The sequence below is a fragment of the Pseudonocardia sp. CA-142604 genome (assembly GCF_050948475.1).
Lineage (GTDB): Bacteria > Actinomycetota > Actinomycetes > Mycobacteriales > Pseudonocardiaceae > Pseudonocardia > Pseudonocardia alaniniphila.
The window spans coordinates 7,643,864-7,664,433 of record NZ_CP192045.1 but is presented as its reverse complement, the minus strand read 5'-3'; the positions used below and the strand labels follow the sequence as shown (position 1 = coordinate 7,664,433).

General features: G+C 71.2%; 18 protein-coding genes. 12 read left to right on the top strand and 6 right to left on the bottom strand.

Annotated features, from left to right (window positions below; all coding sequences use genetic code 11):
• Positions 1-30: 30 nt before the first annotated feature.
• Positions 31-552, bottom strand: a complete 522-nt coding sequence (locus ACQPZQ_RS34590) for a MarR family winged helix-turn-helix transcriptional regulator (RefSeq protein WP_433287906.1) — start codon at positions 550-552, stop codon at positions 31-33.
• 110 nt (positions 553-662) lie between these two features.
• Here ACQPZQ_RS34590 and ACQPZQ_RS34585 point away from each other — a divergent pair, with 110 nt between their 5' ends.
• Positions 663-1,337: an FMN-dependent NADH-azoreductase gene (locus ACQPZQ_RS34585; RefSeq protein WP_433287904.1), complete on the top strand. Its 675-nt coding sequence runs from the start codon at positions 663-665 to the stop codon at positions 1,335-1,337.
• 51 nt (positions 1,338-1,388) lie between these two features.
• Here the strand turns inward: ACQPZQ_RS34585 and ACQPZQ_RS34580 are convergent, their stop codons facing one another.
• Positions 1,389-2,582, bottom strand: coding sequence for an acyl-CoA dehydrogenase family protein (locus ACQPZQ_RS34580; RefSeq protein WP_433287902.1), 1,194 nt, complete (start codon positions 2,580-2,582; stop codon positions 1,389-1,391).
• 180 nt (positions 2,583-2,762) lie between these two features.
• Between ACQPZQ_RS34580 and ACQPZQ_RS34575 the strand changes: the two genes are divergently transcribed.
• Positions 2,763-3,767 carry a TIGR03557 family F420-dependent LLM class oxidoreductase gene (locus ACQPZQ_RS34575; RefSeq protein WP_433299495.1) on the top strand — a complete coding sequence of 335 codons (1,005 nt, stop codon included), beginning with the start codon at positions 2,763-2,765 and terminating at the stop codon, positions 3,765-3,767.
• Positions 3,768-4,262: 495 nt separating this feature from the next.
• A protein-coding gene (locus tag ACQPZQ_RS34570) for an IS5 family transposase (protein WP_433287900.1) occupies positions 4,263-5,155 on the top strand; the annotation gives its coding sequence in 2 pieces (ribosomal slippage) (positions 4,263-4,638 and positions 4,638-5,155; 894 coding nt in all).
• Positions 5,156-5,770: 615 nt separating this feature from the next.
• On the opposite strand, the gene uxaC is transcribed toward ACQPZQ_RS34570, so the two are convergent.
• Positions 5,771-7,183 (bottom strand): glucuronate isomerase, encoded by a 1,413-nt coding sequence (gene uxaC, locus ACQPZQ_RS34565; protein WP_433287898.1) that lies wholly within the window; start codon positions 7,181-7,183, stop codon positions 5,771-5,773.
• Positions 7,184-7,337: 154 nt separating this feature from the next.
• Between uxaC and ACQPZQ_RS34560 the strand changes: the two genes are divergently transcribed.
• From ACQPZQ_RS34560 to ACQPZQ_RS34535, 6 genes are read left to right on the top strand one after another with little or no spacing between them, the layout of a single operon-like run.
• Positions 7,338-8,375, top strand: a complete 1,038-nt coding sequence (locus tag ACQPZQ_RS34560) for a LacI family DNA-binding transcriptional regulator (RefSeq protein WP_433287896.1) — start codon at positions 7,338-7,340, stop codon at positions 8,373-8,375.
• Positions 8,372-9,580: an extracellular solute-binding protein gene (locus ACQPZQ_RS34555; RefSeq protein ID WP_433287895.1), complete on the top strand. Its 1,209-nt coding sequence runs from the start codon at positions 8,372-8,374 to the stop codon at positions 9,578-9,580. Before ACQPZQ_RS34560 ends, ACQPZQ_RS34555 begins: the two co-directional genes overlap by 4 nt.
• Complete coding sequence (locus ACQPZQ_RS34550) at positions 9,577-10,701, top strand: ABC transporter ATP-binding protein (protein ID WP_433287893.1); 1,125 nt, start codon at positions 9,577-9,579, stop codon at positions 10,699-10,701. The genes ACQPZQ_RS34555 and ACQPZQ_RS34550 overlap by 4 nt, the downstream gene beginning before the upstream one ends.
• 10 nt (positions 10,702-10,711) lie before the next feature.
• A complete protein-coding gene (locus ACQPZQ_RS34545; protein ID WP_433287891.1) occupies positions 10,712-11,632 on the top strand; it encodes an ABC transporter permease in 921 nt (306 codons plus the stop codon).
• Positions 11,632-12,492 carry an ABC transporter permease gene (locus ACQPZQ_RS34540; RefSeq protein WP_433287889.1) on the top strand — a complete coding sequence of 287 codons (861 nt, stop codon included), beginning with the start codon at positions 11,632-11,634 and terminating at the stop codon, positions 12,490-12,492. The genes ACQPZQ_RS34545 and ACQPZQ_RS34540 overlap by 1 nt, the downstream gene beginning before the upstream one ends.
• Positions 12,489-13,949, top strand: a complete 1,461-nt coding sequence (locus tag ACQPZQ_RS34535) for a mannitol dehydrogenase family protein (RefSeq protein WP_433287887.1) — start codon at positions 12,489-12,491, stop codon at positions 13,947-13,949. The genes ACQPZQ_RS34540 and ACQPZQ_RS34535 overlap by 4 nt, the downstream gene beginning before the upstream one ends.
• On the opposite strand, the gene ACQPZQ_RS34530 is transcribed toward ACQPZQ_RS34535, so the two are convergent.
• Entirely contained in the window at positions 13,939-14,685 is a 747-nt protein-coding gene (locus ACQPZQ_RS34530; protein WP_433299493.1) for a helical backbone metal receptor, read from the bottom strand. The genes ACQPZQ_RS34535 and ACQPZQ_RS34530 overlap by 11 nt on opposite strands.
• A gap of 1,353 nt (positions 14,686-16,038) precedes the next feature.
• On the opposite strand from ACQPZQ_RS34530, the gene speB reads away from it, so the two are divergent.
• The 3 genes from speB to ACQPZQ_RS34515 all read left to right on the top strand — a co-directional run bounded on the left by speB (position 16,039) and on the right by ACQPZQ_RS34515 (position 18,587).
• A complete protein-coding gene (gene speB, locus ACQPZQ_RS34525) occupies positions 16,039-17,040 on the top strand; it encodes an agmatinase (protein ID WP_433287885.1) in 1,002 nt (333 codons plus the stop codon).
• Positions 17,037-17,828 carry a class II aldolase/adducin family protein gene (locus ACQPZQ_RS34520; RefSeq protein ID WP_433287883.1) on the top strand — a complete coding sequence of 264 codons (792 nt, stop codon included), beginning with the start codon at positions 17,037-17,039 and terminating at the stop codon, positions 17,826-17,828. The genes speB and ACQPZQ_RS34520 overlap by 4 nt, the downstream gene beginning before the upstream one ends.
• 153 nt (positions 17,829-17,981) lie before the next feature.
• Entirely contained in the window at positions 17,982-18,587 is a 606-nt protein-coding gene (locus ACQPZQ_RS34515) for a GNAT family N-acetyltransferase (protein ID WP_433287881.1), read from the top strand.
• A 10-nt stretch (positions 18,588-18,597) separates the two neighbouring features.
• On the opposite strand, the gene ACQPZQ_RS34510 is transcribed toward ACQPZQ_RS34515, so the two are convergent.
• Together ACQPZQ_RS34510 and ACQPZQ_RS34505 are read right to left on the bottom strand one after the other, a co-directional pair.
• A complete protein-coding gene (locus tag ACQPZQ_RS34510; RefSeq protein ID WP_433287879.1) occupies positions 18,598-19,536 on the bottom strand; it encodes an ABC transporter substrate-binding protein in 939 nt (312 codons plus the stop codon).
• 83 nt (positions 19,537-19,619) lie between these two features.
• Complete coding sequence (locus tag ACQPZQ_RS34505; protein ID WP_433287877.1) at positions 19,620-20,528, bottom strand: LysR substrate-binding domain-containing protein; 909 nt, start codon at positions 20,526-20,528, stop codon at positions 19,620-19,622.
• Positions 20,529-20,570: the final 42 nt, after the last annotated feature.

Sequence of the window (20,570 nt, the reverse complement as noted above, 5' to 3'; positions counted from 1 at the left end):
CCGGATCGGCCGCGCGCAACGCGTGCCTGATCAACTCCGCCTGCGGCGGGGCCGGGCCGCGGCCCCATCCTCCAGCTTGTCCTGCACTTCCTGCGCGACCGAGCATGCGTCGGCGGCCTCGACGCCGGTGCGGGTGGCGACGCGTTCCAGCAGGTGGCGCAGCACGCCACGCTCCGCGGGATCGAGCGGCTCGAGAACCTCTTCCTCCACGGCCGCGAGCCGGCGTTCGAGCTCGCACAGGCGCTCTGTTCCCGTCTCGGTGAGCACGATGCGGCGGGCGCGACGGTCGGCAGGGTCGGGTTTGCGCTCGACCAGCCCCGCGCTCTCCAGGTCGTCGAGCAGGTAGGTCATCACGGTGCGGTCCAGACCGAGGTGCTGGGCCAGCGCGAGCTGGCTGCCCGGCTCACCACGCCCCGCCGCGGAGAGCACCTGGTAGCCCCGCGGCCCACCCGGCACGTCGTCGACCGCTTCGTGCGCCGCCTTCAGGTACGACCTCATCACGGCGCCCAGCGCCCAGCCGAGATCCGAGTCGACGGTCGGCGGTGTGCTCACGGTCTCATCCTACCTGGGGGAATACGAAGTCAGAGAAGTTCGGTTGACACGATCGTCTAGATAGCAGACGATCTGTGTCGCAGAGATGCTGCATGACAGAAGGAGTTCCGATGACGTTTTTCCGCCTCGACGCGAGCATTCGTCACGAGGGATCGGTGAGCCGCGAGGTGGCCGACACCGTGCAGCGCGCGTGGGTCGAGCGCCACCCGCACGACACGGTGGTCCGCCGCGATCTCACGGCACCGCTGCTGTCTCCCGAGGTGTGGCTGCAGGCGGCCACCGCCGGGTTCGTGCCCGAGGAGGACCGCACCCCCGAGCAGCGCGCCGCCCGAACCCTGGCCTCGCTTCTCGCCGACGAACTGCTCTCGGCCGACGCCGCGGTGATCTCGGCGCCGCTCTACAACTACGGCGTGCCGCAGCACCTCAAGAACTACATCGACCTGCTGCTCACCGACCAGCGCTTCATGGCGACGCCGCTGGCGGGGACGCCGGTGACACTCGTTGTCGCGCGCGGCGGCGGCTACGGCCCGGGCACCCCGCGTGAGGGCTGGGACCACGCCACCCCGTACCTGGTGCGGATCTTCGGTGAGTTCTTCGGCGCCGACCTCACGGTCGTCTCGGCCGAGCTGACCCATGCCGACGTCAACCCGGCGATGGCCGAGCTGCGTGGCGCCGCCGCCGCATCCAGGGCGGAGGCGCTGGAGCTCGCCCAGCTCACCGGACGGGCGCACGCCGACCAGGTGGCCGCCAAGCGGGCGGAGAAGCAGCTGGAGGGCGTGGCCTGAGGCCACGTGCGGTGCGGTCCGGTCGGCGTTGCCCGGGCCGCCGCCCGCCCCTCAGACGAAAGCCCCCATGCCCGTCAGTGCACGCCCGACGATCAAGGTGTTGATCTCCCGGGTGCCTTCGTAGGAGTAGAGGGCCTCGGCGTCGTTGAACACCTTGGCAATCCCGTAGTCGAGCACGATCCCGTTGCCGCCGAAGAGCTCCCTGGCGCGGGCGACGCTCTCCCGCAGCCGCGTGGTGCAGAACTGTTTCGCGAGCGCGGCCTGCTCGTCGCGGAAGATCCCCTGGTCCTGCAGCTGCGCCACCCGCACCGCCATGCCCAGCGACGCCGTCAGGTTGCCGATGATCGTGGCCAGGTGCTCCTGGACCAGCTGGAACTTCGCGATCGGGCGGCCGAACTGCTCGCGGGAGACGGCGTAGTCCCTGGCCAGCTCGTAGGTGTTCATCATCGCCCCGACCGCGCTCCAGGCCACACCACCACGGGTGGCCCGCAGCACGCGGGCGGTGTCGCGGAAGGAGTTCGCGCGGGCCAGCCGGTTCTCCTCCGGCACCCGGCAGTCGGTGAGTTCGATGTCCGCGTTCTGCACCGTGCGCAGGGCGAGCTTCCGCTCGATCTTGCGGGCGACGAAGCCCGGGGTTCCCTTCTCGACCACGAAGCCCTTGACCTCGCCGTCGCCCTCGTCGCGGGCCCAGACGATGTTCAGGTCGGCGAACGTGGCATTGCCTATCCAGCGTTTGGCGCCGTTGAGGACCCATGTGCCGCCATCGCGGCGAGCGGTGGTGTGCACGCCGCCTGCCACGTCGGAGCCGTGGTCCGGCTCGGTGAGGCCGAAGGACCCGATCGCCTCCATCCTGCGCATCGGCGGCAACCATCGGTCTCGCTGCTCCTCGGAGCCGCACTCGTCGATCGTGCCCATGGCGAGTCCGGTGTGGACACCGAGGAAGGTGGCCATCGACGCGTCGGCTCGAGCGAACTCCGCCGCGATGAACGACGTGCACAGCTTGCTGCGCGCCGGGCGGCCGGGGAAGTCGATGCCGAGCCCGGCGATGTCGAGCGCCGCGATCTCCGGCACCAGGTGGTGCGGGAACTCCGCCCGCTCCCACTGGTCGAGGGCGATCGGCGCGACGTGCTCGGCGAGGAAGCCGCGCACCTTGTCGAGCAGATCGCGGTCCGCAGGCTCCAGCAGGTCGGCGTAGCCGTAGAAGTCACCGGGCAGTGCGGCCGGCTCCTCGCCGTTGCGGGTCATGGGGACTCCTCTTTGGTCGTCACGATGTGACCTCGGCGATCCGCTGCGCGGAGCAGCCGAGCTCCTCCGGCGCCGAGCCGGGGCGTGCCCCGCTGCGGCGGTGAGACCGGGCAGGTGGCCGGGTAGATCATGGTTACCGGGGTACCCGCATTGCGACCACTCCACGACCGAGAGGACGTCATGGTCGCCTTCGGCTACTCCTTACTGTGCGAGCAGCGCGGGCCGCGTGAGCTCGTCGCCGATGCCGTCGCCGCCGAGGACGCCGGCTTCGACTTCGAAGTGATCAGCGACCACTACTTCCCGTGGCTCGACTCGCAGGCCCACGCGCCCAACGCCTGGCCGGTGCTCGGAGCGGTGGCGGCGGCCACCGAACGTGTGCCGTTGATGACCTATGTGACCTGCCCGATCATGCGCTACCACCCGGCCGTCGTGGCGCACAATGCGGCCACCGTGGCCCTGCTGGCAGGCGGGGAGCGCTTCGTCCTCGGCCTGGGCGCGGGCGAGAACCTCAACGAGCACGTCATCGGCCAGGGCTGGCCCCCGGTGAACGTGCGGCACGAGATGCTCGGGGAGGCCGTCGAGATCATCGGGGAGCTGTTCACGGGCGACTACGTCAACCGGAGCGGCACCTACTACCGGGTCGACTCGGCGAAGCTCTGGGACGTCCCGGACGAGGGCGTCCCGATCGCGGTCGCGGTCTCCGGACGGCAGTCGATCGAGTCGTTCGCTCCGGTGGCGGACGCGATGGTGGCGGTCGAACCGCGCCCGGACCTGGTGCAGCACTTCGACGAGGCCGCGGGCATGACACTGCCCAAGATCGGTCAGCAGCCGATCTGCTGGGGCACCGACCCCGACGAGGCGGTCGCGCGAGCCCACGACCAGTTCCGCTGGTTCGCCGGCGGCTGGAAGGTCAACGCCGAGCTGCCCGGCCCCGCGGCCTTCGCCTCCGCCACCCGGTTCGTACGGCAGGAAGACGTGGCCGAGGGGCTCACCTGCGGCCCGGACGTGGCGGCCCACGTCGAAGCGGTACGGCCGTTCGTCGCCGCAGGGTTCACACACGTCGCGCTCGTGCAGGTGGGCGGTGAAACGCAGCCGGACTTCCTCACCTTCGCCGAGCGCGAACTGCTTCCCGCACTCCACGAGGAGTACGGCAAGCCCGGCGACGCCCGGATCAAGGTGCGCTGAGCCCGCGACCGCACCCGGCACACCTGTCCGGACCTATCGCGCCGGAGCGGCGCCGGGTGAACAAGGGTGGCCCGAGCTGGGGCCCGGCCGCGACCCGCGGGCCGAGCTGCGGGCCGAGTGGGTTGCGGCCGTGGGGCCGGGCTGAGCCGCGGGCGGGCCACGCCGTCGGCGGGGCCGGGCTGGCGGGACCGAGCCGCGAGGGGCCAGGCAGTCGGGATGAGCCGCAGGCCGGGCCGGAGCCGCGGGGGCTGAGCCGGGCGGGCGGACGAACGAGCGGCCCGTTCGTTCATATCTATCGCGTGGTCGTGCCGTTCGTTGGAGCGTGGGCCGGGGCGGGCCGTTCATGATCAGCGTTTGGGGCCGGGGAGCCGTGCTATCGCCGGTTGCGGGGTCCGATCTGGTGATCTTGGGTTCCATGATCAGCGTTTCGGGCCCGGTAGCCGTCTAGGGCGTGTTCTGTAAGGGTCGTGAGCTGCGGTAGATGATCATGCTCGGGTGGTAGGCCGTGGGGAGCTGACTGACAAGGCGTGGGCGCGGATCGAGCCGTTGCTGCCACCGGTCACGGGCCGGGGTCGGCGATGGCGTGATCACCGGCAGGTGATCAACGCGATCCTGTGGAAGCTGCGGACCGGGGCGCCGTGGCGGGACCTGCCCGAACGCTACGGCCCCTGGAAGACCGCCCACGAACGGCTGCGGATCTGGACCGCGGACGGCACCTGGGAACGCATCCTCGACGAAGTGATCGTCAAAGACGACTCGGTCGGCAACGTGGAGTGGACCTTCAGCATCGACTCCAGCTCCGTACGGGCCCACCAGCATTCCGCTGGAGCCCGTAAAAAAGGGGATGCGCCACCGACTGGGTCGAGCACCTCGCCATCGACGGCGAAGCCCTCGGACGATCCCGAGGCGGACTGACCAGCAAAATCCACCTCGCCGTCGACGGTCGCGGCCTGCCGATGTCGGTGATCCTCACTCCGGGACAGGCCGGGGACAACCCACAACTGCTCCCGCTGCTCGACCACGTCACGGTCGGACGGGACGGACCCGGCCGACCACGGACCCGGCCTGATCGGGTGCTGGCCGACAAGGCTTACTCCCACCCCTCGACCCGCGCCGCGCTGCGCCAGCGTGGGATCGCATTCACCAGCCCTGAGCGCAGCGACCAAATCCGGCGCCGCCGCGCCAAGGGCTCCCACGGTGGTCGCCCACCCGCGTTCGACCAGGCCATCTACACAGGCCGCAACGTGGTCGAGCGCTGCTTCAACCGACTCAAGCAATTTCGCGCACTCGCCACCCGCTACGCCAAACGCGCCGCCTACTACCGCACCGAGATCATCATCGCCGCCATCGTGTTATGGCTGCGCACCGACTTGCAGGACACGCCCTAATCGGCGGTCGCGGGGCCCGATCTGATGATCATGAGTCCGCGGGGCGGGCATGCCGGTGCGTGAGCGGCCCGCTCGTCCGGATCTATCTCGCGGATGGGCCACTCGTCGGAGCCGGAGCGGGGTGGCTGCCCTCCTTGCCCGAGGTTCGCTTTCATGATCAGCGTTTGGGGTCGGGGAGTCGTGTCATCGGTTGTGGGGCCCGGTCTGGTGATCATGGCTTCGCGGGCCGGGCCGGGCCGGGCCGGGCCGGGGCGGGTCGGTGGGCGTGCGGCCCGCTCGTCCACACCTATCGAGCGCGCCGCTCGTTCAAGCCCCGATTCGCTGTTCGCCGGCGCCCGGCGGAGCTCCGACTGGGCGGGGGCAGCCCCAGGCTGGACGATCGGCGCGCTCGTCCAGACCTCGTGCGGATGCGCCGCTCGTTCAACTCGGATTCGGGTGCTCTCTCCTGGGTGGAGCTCCGGTTGAGCACTGGGGCAGCCCAGGGGCGGACGATCGGCGCGCTCGCCCAGGCCTACGCGAGAACGCGCCGATCTCTCGCCCCCGCGTGCCCCCTCCAGGTGTATGAGCGGCGCGTTCGTCCCGGACCTACCGGGGCCGAAGTGCCGCTCGTCCAGCTCACCGCCGTGCGTAGCTCTCCTTCGGGAGGTTGTAGGCCAGGTCCACCGCCGTCTCCAGCGCCTCGTCCAGGCCTAGACGGTGTTCGGCCACCAGACGGGCGAGGTGGCCGGCGTCCACCCGACGGGCCAGGTCGTGGCGGGCGGGGATGGAGAGGAACGCGCGCGTGTCGTCGACGAAGCCCGTGGTGTTGTAGAAGCCCGCGGTGTCCGTGACGGCCTCGCGGAATCGGCGCATGCCGTCCGGCGTGTCGAGGAACCACCACGGAGCGCCGAGCCGCATCGCCGGGTAGACGCCGGCGAGTGGGGCGAGTTCGCGTGAGTAGGTGGTCTCGTCCACTGTGAACACCACGAGTCGGAAGCGGGGGTCGCGCCCGAACGACTCCAGCAGCGGGCGCAGTGCGCGGGTGAACTCGGTGGCTACCGGGATGTCGAAGCCCTGGTCCGGACCGTGGAGGGCGTGCACGGCCGGGTCGTGGTCGCGCAGCACGCCGGGATGCACCTGCATCACCAGCCCGTCCTCGCAGCTCATCCGGGCCATCTCGTGCAGCATGTGGCCGGCGAACGCGGTGGCGTCGGCCGGCTCGACGTGGCCGGCCCGCGCCGCGGAGTACACCCGGGCGGCCTCGGTGGCGGACAGCGGGGTGGTGTCGGTGCCGAGGTGCCCGTGGTCGGTGGCCATCGCCCCCGCCTCGACGAACGCGCGGCGGCGCGCGCGGAGCGCGTCGGTGAATCCGGTGTAGGAGCCCGTGTCGATGCCGGTCAGCTCGGCCAGCTGGTCGACGTCGGCGGTCCACGTCGGGCGGTCGAGGTGCAGGAGGGCGTCGGGGCGGAAGGTCGGCACCACCTTGTCTCCCCATCCCTGCTCGCGCAGGACGGCGTGGTCCGGCAGCGTCGAGAGCGGGGAGTCGGTGGTGGCCAGCACCTCGATGCCGAACCGCTCGAACAGGGCCCGCGGCCGGAACTCGGGCTTGGCGAGGCGCTCGGCGATGTGCTCGTACAGCTCGTCGGCGGTGTCCTCGCCGGGCTGCACCGTCACCTCGAAGATCTCGTGCAGCTCGTGCTCCAGCCAGTACCGCGTCGGCGTACCCCGGAAGAGATGCCATCCCGCGCAGAAGCGCCGCCAGATCACACGTGGGTCGGTCTCGACGGGACCGTCGCCGGCGGCGACGCCGAGATCGCGCAGCTCGGCCCCCTGCGACACGAGCATGCGCAGCAGGTAGTGGTCGGGCACGACGAACAGGCCGGCCGGGTCGGGGAAGGACCGGTCCTGCGCCAGCACGCCGGCGTCGACGTGCCCGTGCATGCAGACCAGCGGGAGATCACGCGTGGCGTGGTAGACCTCCCGCGCCACGGATCGCGTCGCGGGGTCGGCGGGAAGGGCTCGGTCGTCATCGAGCAGCAGGGGACGCATCTAGCCTCCAATCGGTCTGAAAAGGATTGCAATACACAGCATCGATTGGCAAGCGCCGCCACGGGCAAAGTGGGCCTTGACGTGGGGCAACAAACGGTTTCACACTCTCACGGCGATTCACCCTGTGAGACGACCTGATGACGGAGGGACGCTGTTGGCCCCCACCATCCGTGATGTCGCCTCGGCCGCGGGCGTCTCGCAGTCCACGGTCTCGCGCGCCCTCTCGATGCCGGAGCTGGTGAATCCGGCGACCCGGGCACGGGTGCTGGAAGCGGCCGGCCGACTCGGCTACCAGCCGAACCGCGCGGCCCGCGGGCTGATCACCGGTCGCACCGGCAACCTCGGCCTCATCGTTCCCGATCTGTCCAACCCCTTCTTCTCGTCCGTGGTCAAGGGCGTGCAGGCGGCGGCCCGAGGGGCCGACTACTCGCTGTTCATCGCCGACACCGACGAGGAGGCGAGCGCCGAGGTCGAGCTGCTGCGGGCGCTCAACCGACAGGTCGACGGCATCGTCCTCTGCTCGCCCCGTTCCCCCGACGACGATCTTGCCCGCGCCGGCGTGGACAGCTCGGTCGTCCTCATGAACCGGCGCATCGAGGGGCGCCCGAGCGTCACCGTCGACAACGCGGACGGGATGCGGCAGGCGGTGGAGCACCTGTCCGCGCTCGGCCATCGGCGGATCGCCTACGTCGCCGGGCCGCGAACGTCCTGGTCGAACAGCCAGCGGGAGCGGGGACTGCACCAGAGCGCGGAGGACACCGGCAGCGATCTCGTGCACCTCGGCCATTTCCCGCCGCGGTTCGAGGGTGGTGTCGCCGCTGCCGATCTGGCACTGGCGTCCGGAGCGACAGCGGTGATCGCCTACAACGACGTGGTGGCGCTGGGGCTGCTGAGCCGGCTGGGCGCGCGTCAGGTGTCGGTGCCCGACGAGATCAGCGTGCTGGGCTGCGACGACATCAGCATGTCGGCGATGACCCACCCGGCCCTCACCACCGTCTCCATTCCCAAGTGGGAGGCGGGCCGGGCCGCCGTCGTCCTGCTGCTCTCGCTGCTCGCCGAGGGCACCGCCGAATCGCCGGCTCCTGATCGAGAGCTCTCCGCCCAGCTCATCGTGCGCGCCACCACCGGTGTCGCCCCCGCCACCAGCCGTCCTGTACCGGGCGGCCACTCCATGAAGGGACCGACCGGATGACGATGCAATGGCGCACCGCTCTGACTGCGGGCGGGGTCTGCGCACTCCTGCTCATGACGGCCTGCGGCGCGCCGGGAGGGCCACCTGCGGCCGAGGTGCCTGCGGGGGAGGTGCCGGCCCGTCCGAGCGCGCCGGTGACCCTGAACGTGCTGGACGTGGCCGGCAACCTCCAGCTGACCCAGGGGATGATCGACGAGTTCGTGGCGCAGAACCCGGACGTCGTCTCGCGCGTCACGTACGAGAAGGCGGCCGCGCCGGAGATGGCGGGCAAGATCAAGGCCCAGCAGGACGCCGGGCGCATCAACATCGACCTCGTGCTCACCGGCACCGACGGGCTTTCCGCGGGCGCCGAGCAGGGCCTGTTCACGCCCCTGCTGCCGCAGTTCGCGGATCGGCTGACGGGGATGAAGGACTACCTCGAGCCCGCCGCCGCGATGCAGGAGTTGGCCGCCGACCAGGGCGTGGTCATCACCTACTACCCGTCAGGCCCGCTGCTGGAGTACGCCCCCGACCGCGTGCCCGACCCGCCGAACACCGCCGACGAGTTGCTCGCCTACGCGGCGGCGCACCCGGGCAAGGTCGGCTACGCGCGCCCGTCCAACTCCGGGCCCGGACGCACCTTCCTGATGGGGCTGCCCTACATCCTCGGCGACTCCGACCCCAAGGACCCGGTGAACGGCTGGGCGAAGACGTGGGCCTACCTGGCCGAGCTGAACAAGCACATCGAGTCCTACCCGTCGGGCACGGCGGACACGATGAAGAACCTGGCCAACGGCACCTACGACATCATCGTCAGCACCACTGGATGGGACATCAACCCGCGCGCGCTGGGCACCGTGCCCGCCGACTACAAGGTCACCACGCTCGACGGCTTCACCTGGGTGACCGACGCCCACTACGCGGCGATCCCGAAGGGTGTCTCGGCCGACAAGCAGTCGGCGGTGCTCGCGCTGCTCGCGTTCATGCTCACCCCGCAGCAGCAGGCGAAGGCCTACGACACCGGCTACTTCTACCCCGGCCCGGCGATCAAGGGCGTCACGCTCGACATGGCACCGCAGCAGAGCCGCGACGTGATCGCCCAGTTCGGCCGTCCCGAGTACGAGGCTCTGATCCGCGATCACCCCACCGCCACCCCGCTGGCCACGAAGGACATGGTCGCCGCGTTCGACCGCTGGGACCGCGAGATCGGCGGTGGCAGCCGGTGAGCGAAGGTTCGTTCACCGAACTTCGGCTCGATGGTGTGGGACGCCGGTTCGCAGGCAAGGACGCCCTGGTCGACCTCGACCTGACGATCAGAGCGGGCGAGTTCATCGCGCTGCTCGGCCCGTCCGGCTGCGGGAAGTCGACGGCGCTGAACTGCCTGGCGGGCCTGCTCCCCCTCACCACCGGGAGCATCTGGCAACGGGGGCCGGAGGGGGAGCGGCGGATCGACACGCTGCCTCCGGAGAAGCGCGGGTTCGGCATGGTGTTCCAGAGCTACGCGCTCTTCCCGCACATGTCGGTGCGCCGCAACGTCGCCTTCGGGCTGCAGATGCGGCGGCTGCCCCGTGCCGAGGTCGTGCGCCGCACCGCCGAGGCGATCAGCCTCGTCCAGCTCGACGAGCACGCGGGCAAGCTGCCCGGCCAGCTCTCCGGCGGCCAGCAACAACGCGTGGCGATCGCCCGCGCGGTGGTGCTGGAGCCCTCGCTCGTGCTGATGGACGAACCGCTGTCCAACCTGGACGCCAAGCTACGGCTGGAGATGCGGTCGGAGATCCGCAGGCTGCACCAGTCGCTGGGGCTCACCACGGTCTACGTCACGCACGACCAGGAGGAGGCGCTCTCGCTCGCCGACCGGCTCGTGGTGCTCCGCGAGGGGCGGGTGCAGCAGATCGGTACGTCCGAGGAGCTGCACACCCGGCCGGCGAACTGGCACGTCGCCGACTTCATGGGCTTCCGCAACATCATGGAGGTCGACGTCACGCACGTGAGTGGCGCGGAGGTCGCGGTGCAGGCGGGCGAGCTGCGCCTGCGCGGCACGGCGACGGCCGACGTGGCGGTCGGGGACCGAGTGGCGGCAGCAGTCCGTCCCGAAGACGTGTTGGTGAGCGCGGCAGATGGACCGGACGGGACACCGGCCATCGTGGAGGTGGTGGGCTACCAGGGGCGCGAGCTCGCCGTGGAGGTCCGCACGTCCGACGGCCGGGCGCTGCACCTGCGCACCGAGCAGCGACTGGCGCCGGGCGACGCCGTCACCCTGACCATCGACCCCCAGCGGCTGCTCATCTACCCGCTCACAGCGGGTGAGCACGTCCCGGAGCCGCTCGTGGCCGCGGTGCCGTCGTGAAGGTGCCGTCGTGAGCCTCATCGCCGAACGCGCAGCCGGGCAGGAGCGCCGGGAGCAGGACCCCGGGCTGCGCCACCGCCTGGCCGAGCGAGGGATCGACCGGCACCTGCTCCTGCTCCTGCCGGCGGTGCTGTTCGTGGTGCTGCTGTTCCTCTACCCGTTCTTCTACGGCCTGCAGCTGTCCTTCGCGCCGGAGGAGGGCGGCCCGCTCGCCAGCTACCAGGCGTTCTTCTCCGACGCCTACCAGAGCGGCACGATCTGGAACACACTCCGGCTGGCGCTGCCCGCAGCGCTGCTCAACGTGCTGGCGTCCGTGCCGATCGCCTACCGGATGCGGGGCAGCTTCCGCGGGAAGCGGCTGCTGACGATCGTGCTCGTCGTCCCGATCACGCTCGGCACGGTGCTCACGGCACAGGGCCTGTTGAACTACCTCGGCCCGGCCGGCTGGTTCAACAAGATCCTGATGTCGCTGGGACTGATCGACGACCCCGTGCGGCTGGTGAACAACTACTGGGGCGTCTTCTTCTCCCTGGTGATCACCGGGTTCCCGTTCGCGTTCCTGCTGATCCTGTCCTACCTGTCCGGGATCGACCCGACGCTGGAGCGGGCGGCGGCCACGCTGGGGGCCGACTGGCGCCAGCGCTTCCGCTACATCACGCTGCCGCTGCTCGCCCCCGGCCTCGCCACCACGTTCTGCCTGGCCTTCGTGCTCGCGTTCAGCGTGTTCCCGTCGGCGGTGCTCGTGGGCAACCCGGCGGGGGAGACGCGCGTGCTCGCCCTCGCCGCGTACCAGGCCGCCTACGAGCAGTACGACTACTCGCTGGCCTCGGCCATCGCGATGGTGATGGGGGCGGTCGAGCTGATCGTCATCGGTGTCGTCCTGCTGTGGCGCTCGCGGCTCTACACCGGCTCGACGGGAGGCAAGGGCTGATGGCCGACACCACCTCGGCGCGCCCGCGGCGCCGGCTCGTCGCGAGTCCGGCGGGCTGGCTGATCTGGGGCGCCGTCGCGTTCTTCCTCGTGAACCTCGCCGGGGTGATCGGCGCCGTCCTCGTGAGCTCGTTCGGCACCCAGTGGTTCGGCACGTGGCTGCCGAGCGGTTTCACCACGGGCTGGTACAGCACGGCGTGGCGGGAGTTCGGGCTCCTCCAGGTCGTCGGCGTCACCCTGCAGGTGTCGCTGCTCGTGGTGGTGATCTCGGTGCTGATCGGGGTGCCCGCCGCATACGTGCTGGCCAGGCGCACGTTCCCGGGCAAAAGGATCGTCTACTTCGCGTTCCTGCTGCCGATCCTCATGCCGCCGATCACCTACGGCATCCCCCTCGCGACCGTGCTCTACAAGTTCGGCTTCGCGGGAAACGCCTCGGGTGTGGTGCTCGCCAACCTGGTGCCGTCGGTGCCGTTCGTGATCCTCACGATGACGCCGTTCATCGAGCAGATCAACCCGAGCATCGAGTCGGCGGCGCGGATGTGCGGCGCCGGCACGCGCGCGCTGTTCGTCCGCGTGCTCGGCCCGCTGCTCGTACCGGGCATGCTCGCGGCGGCCATCCTGGTGCTGGTGCGCACCGTGGGCATGTTCGAGCTGACGTTCCTCACCGCCGGCCCCGATTCGCAGACGCTGGTGGTCGCGCTCTACTACTCGATGTCGGCGGCCGGGATCCGGGCGCAGCAGTCCGTCGACGCGATGGCCGTGATCTACACGTCGACGATGCTCGTGCTGCTCGTCGTCGCGCTGCGGTTCGTCAACCCGACACAGCTGGTCGCCCGGGTCAAGGAGACACCGGAACCGTGACGACGGACGTGCCCCGCATCTCCGGGGCGACCCTGGGCCGGATCGCCCCCGGCGTGCACATCGGCACCCGGCGCCCCGACGCCGCGGTCGGCATCGTGCACCTCGGCATCGGCGCGTTCCACCGGGCACACCAGGCCGTCTACACCGAGGAGGCGATGGCGGCCGAGGGCGTCGGGCACTGGGGGATCTGTGGGGTGACGCAGCGCTCGCGCGCCGTCGTCGACCAGCTCGGCCCGCAGGACGGGTTCTACGGCGTGCTCGAGGGAAGCGACGACGGCGTCTCGGTCCGTGTGGTCGGCTCGGTGCTCGAGGTGGTGCCGGCGGGCGAGCAGCCGGAGCTGGTGCAGTCGCGGATCGCGGACGAGGCCGTCCGCGTCGTCACCCTGACCGTCACGGAGAAGGGCTATCGCCGCGACCCCAGCGGCAGCCTCGCCCTGCGGGACGCGGGGGTGCAGGCCGACCTGGCCGGCACCGGCGCACCGGTCACGGCGATCGGCCGGCTCGTGCGCGGCCTGCAGGAACGCAATCGGCGGCACGGTGCAGCGATCACCGTGCTGTCGTGCGACAACCTCGTGGGCAACGGAGAGGTCGTCCGCGGGCTCGTGGCGGACTTCTGTGCCGCGCTGCCCTCTGCAGAGGGCGAGCCGCTGCGGGAGTGGGTGGCCTCGTCGGTGTCGTTCCCGAGCAGCATGGTCGACCGGATCGTGCCCGCCACCACCGACGACGACCGCGCACAGGCCCGTCAACTGCTCGGCGTGCGCGACGACGGGCTGGTGGTGGCCGAGCCGTTCCGCCAGTGGGTGATCGAGGACGACTTCGCCGGGCCCGTGCCCGCGTGGCACCGGGCAGGCGCCATCCTGACCGCCGACGTGGCGCCGTACGAGGCGGTGAAGCTGCGCCTGCTCAACGCCACCCACTCGCTGCTGGCCTACACCGGCGCGCTCGCCGGGTACACGACGATCGCCGAGGCCATGCGCGACGACAGGCTCTCCGCGGCGGCCACGGCGCTGATGGCGCAGGACGCGTTGCCCACGCTCACCCGTCCCGACGACCTCGACCTGGCCGACTACCAGCAGTCGGTGCTCGCCCGCTTCGCCAACCCGGTGCTGCGCCACCGCACCACGCAGGTGGCGATGGACGGCTCCCAGAAGCTGCCCGTCCGGCTCCTGGGCACGGTCCGCGACCGCCTGCGCGCCGGCGCCGAACCGCGCTGGGCGGCGCTGGCCGTGGCGGCGTGGATGGTCTATGTCGCCAGGGAGCGCGACGCCCTCGGCAGGCCGCTGCCGCTGGACGACCCGCTGGCCGACCGGCTGCGGACCGCCGCCGCAGGGCCCGAGAGTGGGCTCGTCGAGCGGATGCTCGCCGTGCAGGAGGTCTTCGACCCGGAGCTGCGCGACTCCACGGTGTTCCGGGGCCTGATCGCCGAGGGTGTGAAGGAGCTGCTGGTCACCCGGTGAACAGCGGCGGCAGCTCGCGGGCCGCCGCCGCGAGACTCGGCCCGTACCACGTGAGCAACCGCCCGCTGACCAGCACCGCAGGCACATCCGGGAACGCCTCGGGGCCGTCGTCGGCCGTGAAGAGGTACGGCTCGTCGGGCAGCACCACGAGGTCGTGCTCCGGGAGGGCGGTGGGGTCGAAGCGCGGGTAGCGCTCCTCGTGCCCGGCCAGCACGTTGTCGACGCCGAGGCGGGCGAGCACGGCGCCCGTGAACGTGTCGCGCCCGACCGCCATCCACGGTTTCCGCCAGATGGGCACCACCGCCCGGCGCCGTCGCTCCGGCTCGGGGAGCGCGGCCCACGCGGCCTGCGCATCGTCGAGCCAGGCGGGCCGGTCGAGCCCGCACGCGGCCAGCATCCGCGCCAAGGACGTGAATGCGTCGTCGACCGTGCGGATGTCGGTGACGTACACGGCGACGCCCGCCGCGCGCAGGGCGTCGAGATCGGGGAGGCGGTTCTCCTCCTGGTTGGCGACCACGAGATCGGGCGCCAGGTCGACGATCGCGGCGACGTCCGGGTTCTTGGTGCCCTTGACGCGGGTGACGTCGAGATCGGCGGGGTGGGTGCACCAGTCGGTGGCGCCGACCAGCAGGCCGGGCGCCGTCTCCGCCACCGCCTCGGTGAGCGACGGCACGATCGACACGACCCGGCGGACGTGAGCAGGAACGGGCACGGTGCGGCCCTCGTCGTCGACCACCACGGATCGACCCTAACCGCGTGGCGGCCGGGGGAGGTGAACGAGCGGGATTCTCGTCTGATGGGTCGGGGTGGGCGGCCGTTCGCTCGTGAAGCCGCCCGGTCCGGGCTTGATGATCATCGGTTGGGGCCTGGTAACCGCTGGTGGCACGGCTGCGGGTCCCCAATCGCTGATCATGAGGTCGGCCGGGGTGCCCGCCAGGCCCGCGGGCTCGTGATCTGAACGAGCGTGACTGCTGTCCGGTGGGTCGGGGCGCGCGGGCGGCTCGTTCGACTGCCCGGCCGGTCCCGGGGTTTCGTGATCATTGGTTGGGGCCCTGTAGCCGCTGATAGCACCGTTCCCGGTCCCCAATTGCTGATCAGTCAGGGTGCTCGCCGGGCTGGCCGTCCAGCTGGCTCGGGAGTTGGACGGGCGGGACTTTCGCGCGATAGGTCCGGGTGGGCGGGCCGCTCGGTTCGCGGCCTGGCGGGTCCGGCGGTTTCATGATCACCAGCTGGGGATCTGGAACTGCTGCTGGCACGGCTGGGCGTCCCCAATCGTTGATCATGACTTCCGGCAGGGAATCACCTGGCTGGCCGTCCAGCCGGCTCGGGGGTTGGACGGGCGGGACTTTCGCGCGATAGGTCTGGGTGAGCGGGCCGCTCGTTCCGGTGGTCGGCGGGTCCGCGGTTTCATGATCACCGGTTGGGGGTCGGGAACTGCTGCTGGCACGGCTGCGGGTCCCCAATTGCTGATCATGCGGTCGGCCGGGGTGCCCGCCAGGCCCGCGGGCTCGGGAGTTGGACGAGCGGGATTCCCGTCCGATGAGTCGGGGTGGGCGGTCGTTCGTGGAGCCGCCCGGTCCGCGGCTTCATGATCATCGGTTGGGGCCCTGTAACCGGTGGTGGCACGGCTGCGGGTCCCCAATTGCTGATCATGCGGTCGGGTGGGGTGCCCGCCGGGCTGGCCAGCCTGGTGGCTCGTGAGTTGGACGAATGGCACTTTCACGCGGTAGGTCGGGGGAGACAGGCCGCTCGTTTCGTGGCCTGGCGGGTCCGGCGGTTTCATGATCACCGGTTGGGGGTCTGGAACTGCTGATGGCACGGCTGGGCGTTCCCAATCGCTGATCATGAGGTCCCGGGTGAGCCTGCGACGCCGACGCCGACGCCGACGCCGACGCCGTCCCGGTCGGGAGGTGGGCGAGCCGCGCTCTCGTTCGATGGGTGCGGATCAACGTGTCGCTCATCCACCCCGCTCGGGAAGTGCGTGCCCGGGAGGTCCGGATGTCCGTCCTGGGTTAGCTTGGCTGCCACTGCTCCCGCAGACCCCGGAGGTCCCCATGATCGGTGCCCGCCGCGCGCGAGGGCGTGCCGCATGACCCGCCCCGCTCCGGAGCCGGCCGCCGCCCGGGTGTTGGACGCGGCCACGGGCCACGTCGGGCCCATCGACGCTTCGCGCACCCCGCGCTTCGCCGGTCCGGCCACTTTCGCGCTGTTGCCGCGCCTCGGCGAGGTGACCCGCGCCGACGTCGCCGTGCTCGGGGTCCCGTTCGACTCCGGTGTGAGCTACCGGCCCGGGGCTCGGTTCGGGCCGGCGCACGTCCGGGAGAGCTCGCGGTTGCTGCGGCCCTACAACCCGGCCACCGGTCTGGCGCCGTTCGCCGTCCAGCAGGTGGCCGACGCCGGTGACCTCGCCGTCAACCCGTTCGACATCGCCGAGGCGATCACCGCGATCGAGCGCGGGGCGGACGCGCTTCTCGGCACGGGTACGCGGCTGCTGACGATCGGGGGCGACCACACCATCGCGCTGCCGCTGCTGCGCTCGGTCGCGCGCCGCCACGGCCCCGTCGCGCTGGTGCACTTCGATGCCCACCTCGACACGTGGGACACCTACTTCGGCGCCCCCTACACGCACGGCACCCCGTTCCGGCGGGCGGCGGAGGAGGGGCTGCTCGACGCGGAGGCCTGTCTGCACGTCGGGATCCGCGGTCCTGTCTACGGTGCCGTCGATCTCGACGCCGACGCGCGGCTGGGCTTCGCCACGGTGACGTGCCCCGACATCGAGGCCGAGGGCATTCGCGGCGTGCTGGAGCGGATCCGGGCGAGGGTCGGCGACCGGCCCGTGTACGTCTCGGTGGACATCGACGTGCTCGATCCCGCACACGCTCCCGGCACCGGCACGCCCGAGGCCGGTGGGATGACCAGTCGCGAACTGCTGGCGGCGCTGCGCGTGTTCGGCGGGCTGAACCTCGTGGGGGCCGACATCGTCGAGGTGGCGCCCGCCTACGACCACGCGCAGCTCACGGGGATCGCCGCGGCGCACGTCGGCTACGAACTGTTGTGCGCGATGGGCGAGCGCGCGGCGGTGGCGCCGTGACCTCCACGCTCCCCGAGCCTGGCCGAGCCGCCACGGGTGAACCCGGCGGGCGCACGGAGGTCGAGTTGCGTCGTGAGCTCGCCGCCGTCTACCGGCTCGTGGCCCATTTCGGGATGACCGACCTGATCTTCACCCACATCTCGCTGCGCATACCGGGGCCCGAGCACCACTTCCTGATCAACCCCTACGGGCTGTTCTTCGAGGAGATCACGGCGTCGTCGCTGGTGAAGGTCGACCTGGACGGCCGTCAGGTGTCGCCGACGCCCTACCAGGTCAACCCGGCGGGGTTCGTGATCCACAGTGCCGTGCACTCCGCGCGTCCGGATGCGATGTGCGTGCTGCACACCCACACCAAGGCGGGGGTCGGCGTGGCTGCCCAGGCCGGCGGCCTGCTCCCGATCAGCCAGCACGCCCTGGAGTTCTACGAGCGGGTCGGCTACCACGACTACGAGGGTGTCGCCCTCAACCGCGACGAGCAGCGCAGGCTCGTCGCCGACCTCGGCCCGCACCCTGCGCTGATCCTGCGCAACCACGGGCTGCTGACGGTGGGGAGCACCGCGGGTAAGGCCCTGCTGCGGATGCTCAACCTCGAGCGGGCGTGCCAGATCCAGATCGCGGCACAGGCCGGTGGGGAGCTCGTGGTGCCTCCGCCTGACGTGTGTGAGCACACCGCCCGCCAGCTCGAGGGCACCGCACAGGATGATCTGGCCGACGAGGACGCCGATGAGCTGGCGTGGGGGGCGCTGCTGCGCCTCGCTCACCGGATCGCACCGGACCACACCGACTGATCTCACACACCCGAAGGGAACTGATCAGGCCATCAATCGGTTGCTCCGGCTGTGGCGGAACATCCCCTGGACAACTCCGTATGGGCGGCGATCACCGGACCGCAGGCAGACCTCGCCGAACGTCGGGGACGGACGGCGCGGTACCGACCGGACGTGGCACGGTTCGCGGCGCTTCCCAGCGAGCCCGACGCCGACGACTGGGCCGACCTCGCCCTCCTCGTCGGTCCGGGGGAGAAGTTGGTGATCAGCGGGGCGCCGCGCACTCCTCCGGAGGGCTGGGAGTACCGAGGGGGCGAGGGCGTGCAGATGGTCGGCACCGCGGTCGAGGTGGGGCCGAATCCCGAGGCCGTGCAGCTGGGCGCCGCCGACGTGCCCGAGATGGTCGACCTCGTGGCCCGCACCCAGCCGGGCCCGTTCGAACCCAACACCCGCCTGATGGGCACCTACCTGGGCATTCGCATCGACGGTGCGCTCGTCGCGATGGCCGGGGAGCGGTTCCGGCCGCCGGGCTGGTCGGAGATCAGCGCGGTCTGCACGGACCCGGACTACCGGGGCCGGGGCCTCGCGTCGCGCCTGATCAGGGCGGTCGGGGCGGTGATCCGGGAGCGCGGTGACGTGCCGTATCTGCACGCGGCGGGCACCAACGCCACGGCGATCCGGCTCTACGAGCACATGGGCTTCACGCTGCGCAGGCACGTCGTGTTCGCCATGCTCCGCACGCCGGTGCACCTCGGGGCAGACGTCACATCGATGACGTGACGGGCCGACGTCAGGCCCACAGCTTCTGCGCGGCAGGCGCGACCACGTCGTCATAGCCCGCGCCGCCGCTGGTCAGCCCACTGGCACGGGTGAACTCGACGAGGTTGCTGACGGCCTCCCGCGAGATCGCCTGCTCGTAGAAGTCGACGTCACGCGCGACCACCTCGGCGATCAGCTCGGCCTCCATCGCCGGAAACAGGGCCCGGCCGACGCCGGTGGCCAGCCCGGGATCGGCGCGCAGCTCCGACTGCGCCCGAGCGATGCCGCGCATGGCAGCCGCGGTGGCCTCCGGCTCGTCACGGATCGTGCGCCTTGTCGCCATGAGCGCCGGGAAGGTGAACTGCGCTGCCTGGCTCGCGTCCCGGCGTGCGTCGACGACCACGCGGCCGACCCCACGCCGTACGGCCACCTCGGCGCCCATTCCGTTGGCCCAGAAAGCGTCGATCCGACCGTCGGCCAGCGCCTGGGCAGCGGTGACACCGAAGGAGACGTTGCCGGCGTCGGCCCCACGGACAGGTTCGATGGTGACGCCCGCGGCGGCGATGTCGAGCCCTTCGGCCGCCAGCAACCGGCGCAGGCCCAGGTCAGGCCCCGGTGCGGCGCCGATCCGGACGTTCGCGAGTCGGGTCAGCGTGGTCCGCTCGACATCGAGGTCGGGCCGCACGACCAGGAACCAGTACATGTTGCGGGCCAGCGCGCCCAGCAGCTGGACGTCCTGCCAGCCCGGGTCGGCGTAGACGGGCGCGTGCGCGGAGCCTGCCAGGAAGTCGATCGCCCCGTCACGTAGCGCGGCCACGGCGTCAGTGACCGGGAACAGCAGGTCGAGCTCGACGTCGAGCCCCTCCTCTCGCATGAATCCCAGCTCGACCGCGGCAATCGCGGGAAAGTAGGAATTGGACACGAGATCGGGTACGGCAAGGCGCATAAGGGTCTTCCTGGCTCGGTCCATGACGGATCTCCAGCATATGTGGCCGACGTTTCCGTCGATGCCGGTTCTGTAGGGATAACGGCGAAAAGCGGGAATGTTCGGAATCAGGTCCCGATCAGAGGGCGGTGTCGCAGGAAGGTCTCCAGCGCCTGCACCGGTGGGGTGAGTCGACGGTCACGCACCCGCACGAGGCCGATCGTCCGCGTGGTCCGCGGCGTGGTGACCGGCAGCTCGACCACCTCTGGCGTGGCCGGGTGCACGGACATCGGGAGAAGTCCCACCCCGAGCCCGGCCCCGACGAGCCCGCGCAGCGTCTCGGCGTCGCCGCTCTCGAAGGCCACGCGCGGGACGAACCCGGCCTCGCGGCACCACGCATCCACGGTGCCGCGCATGCCGAGGCCCCTCTGGAAGCCGATGAACGGCTCGCGGGCCGCCTCGGCGAGCGCGACGCCCTCGCGGCGCGTGGCGAGGGGATGGTCGGCCGGCACCGCGAGCCGCAGTTCCTCCTCGTCGAGCGGCTCGGCGAGGAGCCCCGGCTCGTCCGGCAGGGGGGAGGTGAGGGCGAGATCGGCGTCTCCGGAACGCAGCCGCTCCAGCAGCAGTGGGTGAGGGCCCTGCACCAGGGTGAAGCGCACGTCCGGGTGGGTGGCGCGGAAGTCGCGCAGCAGCCGTGGGACGGCCGCCACTCCGAGGGTGGTCAGGAACGCCAGGCCGATCCGGCCGTGCAGCTCGTCGGCGTCGCCGTGAATCTCGCGGCCGGCCGCCGTGAGCTCGCCCAGCGCTCGTTCGGCATGGCGCAGCAGCGTGCGTCCCTCTCGTGTGAGCCGCACCGTCCGGCCTGATCGCACGAACAGCCCGACCCCGAGATCGGCCTCCAGCCGCGCGATGCTGCGGCTGAGCGTCGACTGCGGGACGCCGATCTCCTCCGCGGCGTGCGTCATGTGTTCGGCCCGTGCGACGGCGACGAACTGGGCGAGACGGGGTGCGACTGCGAGTGCCCACGGTCCATCCATAACTGCATTATGGCTCTCCCGAACATGCATTGGACGCATGAG

What these genes read in the sequence shown, in the direction of transcription:
- ACQPZQ_RS34510 (WP_433287879.1), bottom strand. Translation starts at nt 19,536, where the DNA reads ATGGACCGAGCCAGGAAGACCCTTATGCGCCTTGCCGTACCCGATCTC.
- uxaC (WP_433287898.1), bottom strand. Translation starts at nt 7,183, where the DNA reads ATGCGTCCCCTGCTGCTCGATGACGACCGAGCCCTTCCCGCCGACCCC.
- ACQPZQ_RS34585 (WP_433287904.1), top strand. Translation starts at nt 663, where the DNA reads ATGACGTTTTTCCGCCTCGACGCGAGCATTCGTCACGAGGGATCGGTG.
- ACQPZQ_RS34540 (WP_433287889.1), top strand. Translation starts at nt 11,632, where the DNA reads ATGGCCGACACCACCTCGGCGCGCCCGCGGCGCCGGCTCGTCGCGAGT.
- ACQPZQ_RS34555 (WP_433287895.1), top strand. Translation starts at nt 8,372, where the DNA reads ATGACGATGCAATGGCGCACCGCTCTGACTGCGGGCGGGGTCTGCGCA.
- ACQPZQ_RS34505 (WP_433287877.1), bottom strand. Translation starts at nt 20,528, where the DNA reads ATGGATGGACCGTGGGCACTCGCAGTCGCACCCCGTCTCGCCCAGTTC.
- ACQPZQ_RS34580 (WP_433287902.1), bottom strand. Translation starts at nt 2,582, where the DNA reads ATGACCCGCAACGGCGAGGAGCCGGCCGCACTGCCCGGTGACTTCTAC.
- speB (WP_433287885.1), top strand. Translation starts at nt 16,039, where the DNA reads ATGACCCGCCCCGCTCCGGAGCCGGCCGCCGCCCGGGTGTTGGACGCG.
- ACQPZQ_RS34575 (WP_433299495.1), top strand. Translation starts at nt 2,763, where the DNA reads ATGGTCGCCTTCGGCTACTCCTTACTGTGCGAGCAGCGCGGGCCGCGT.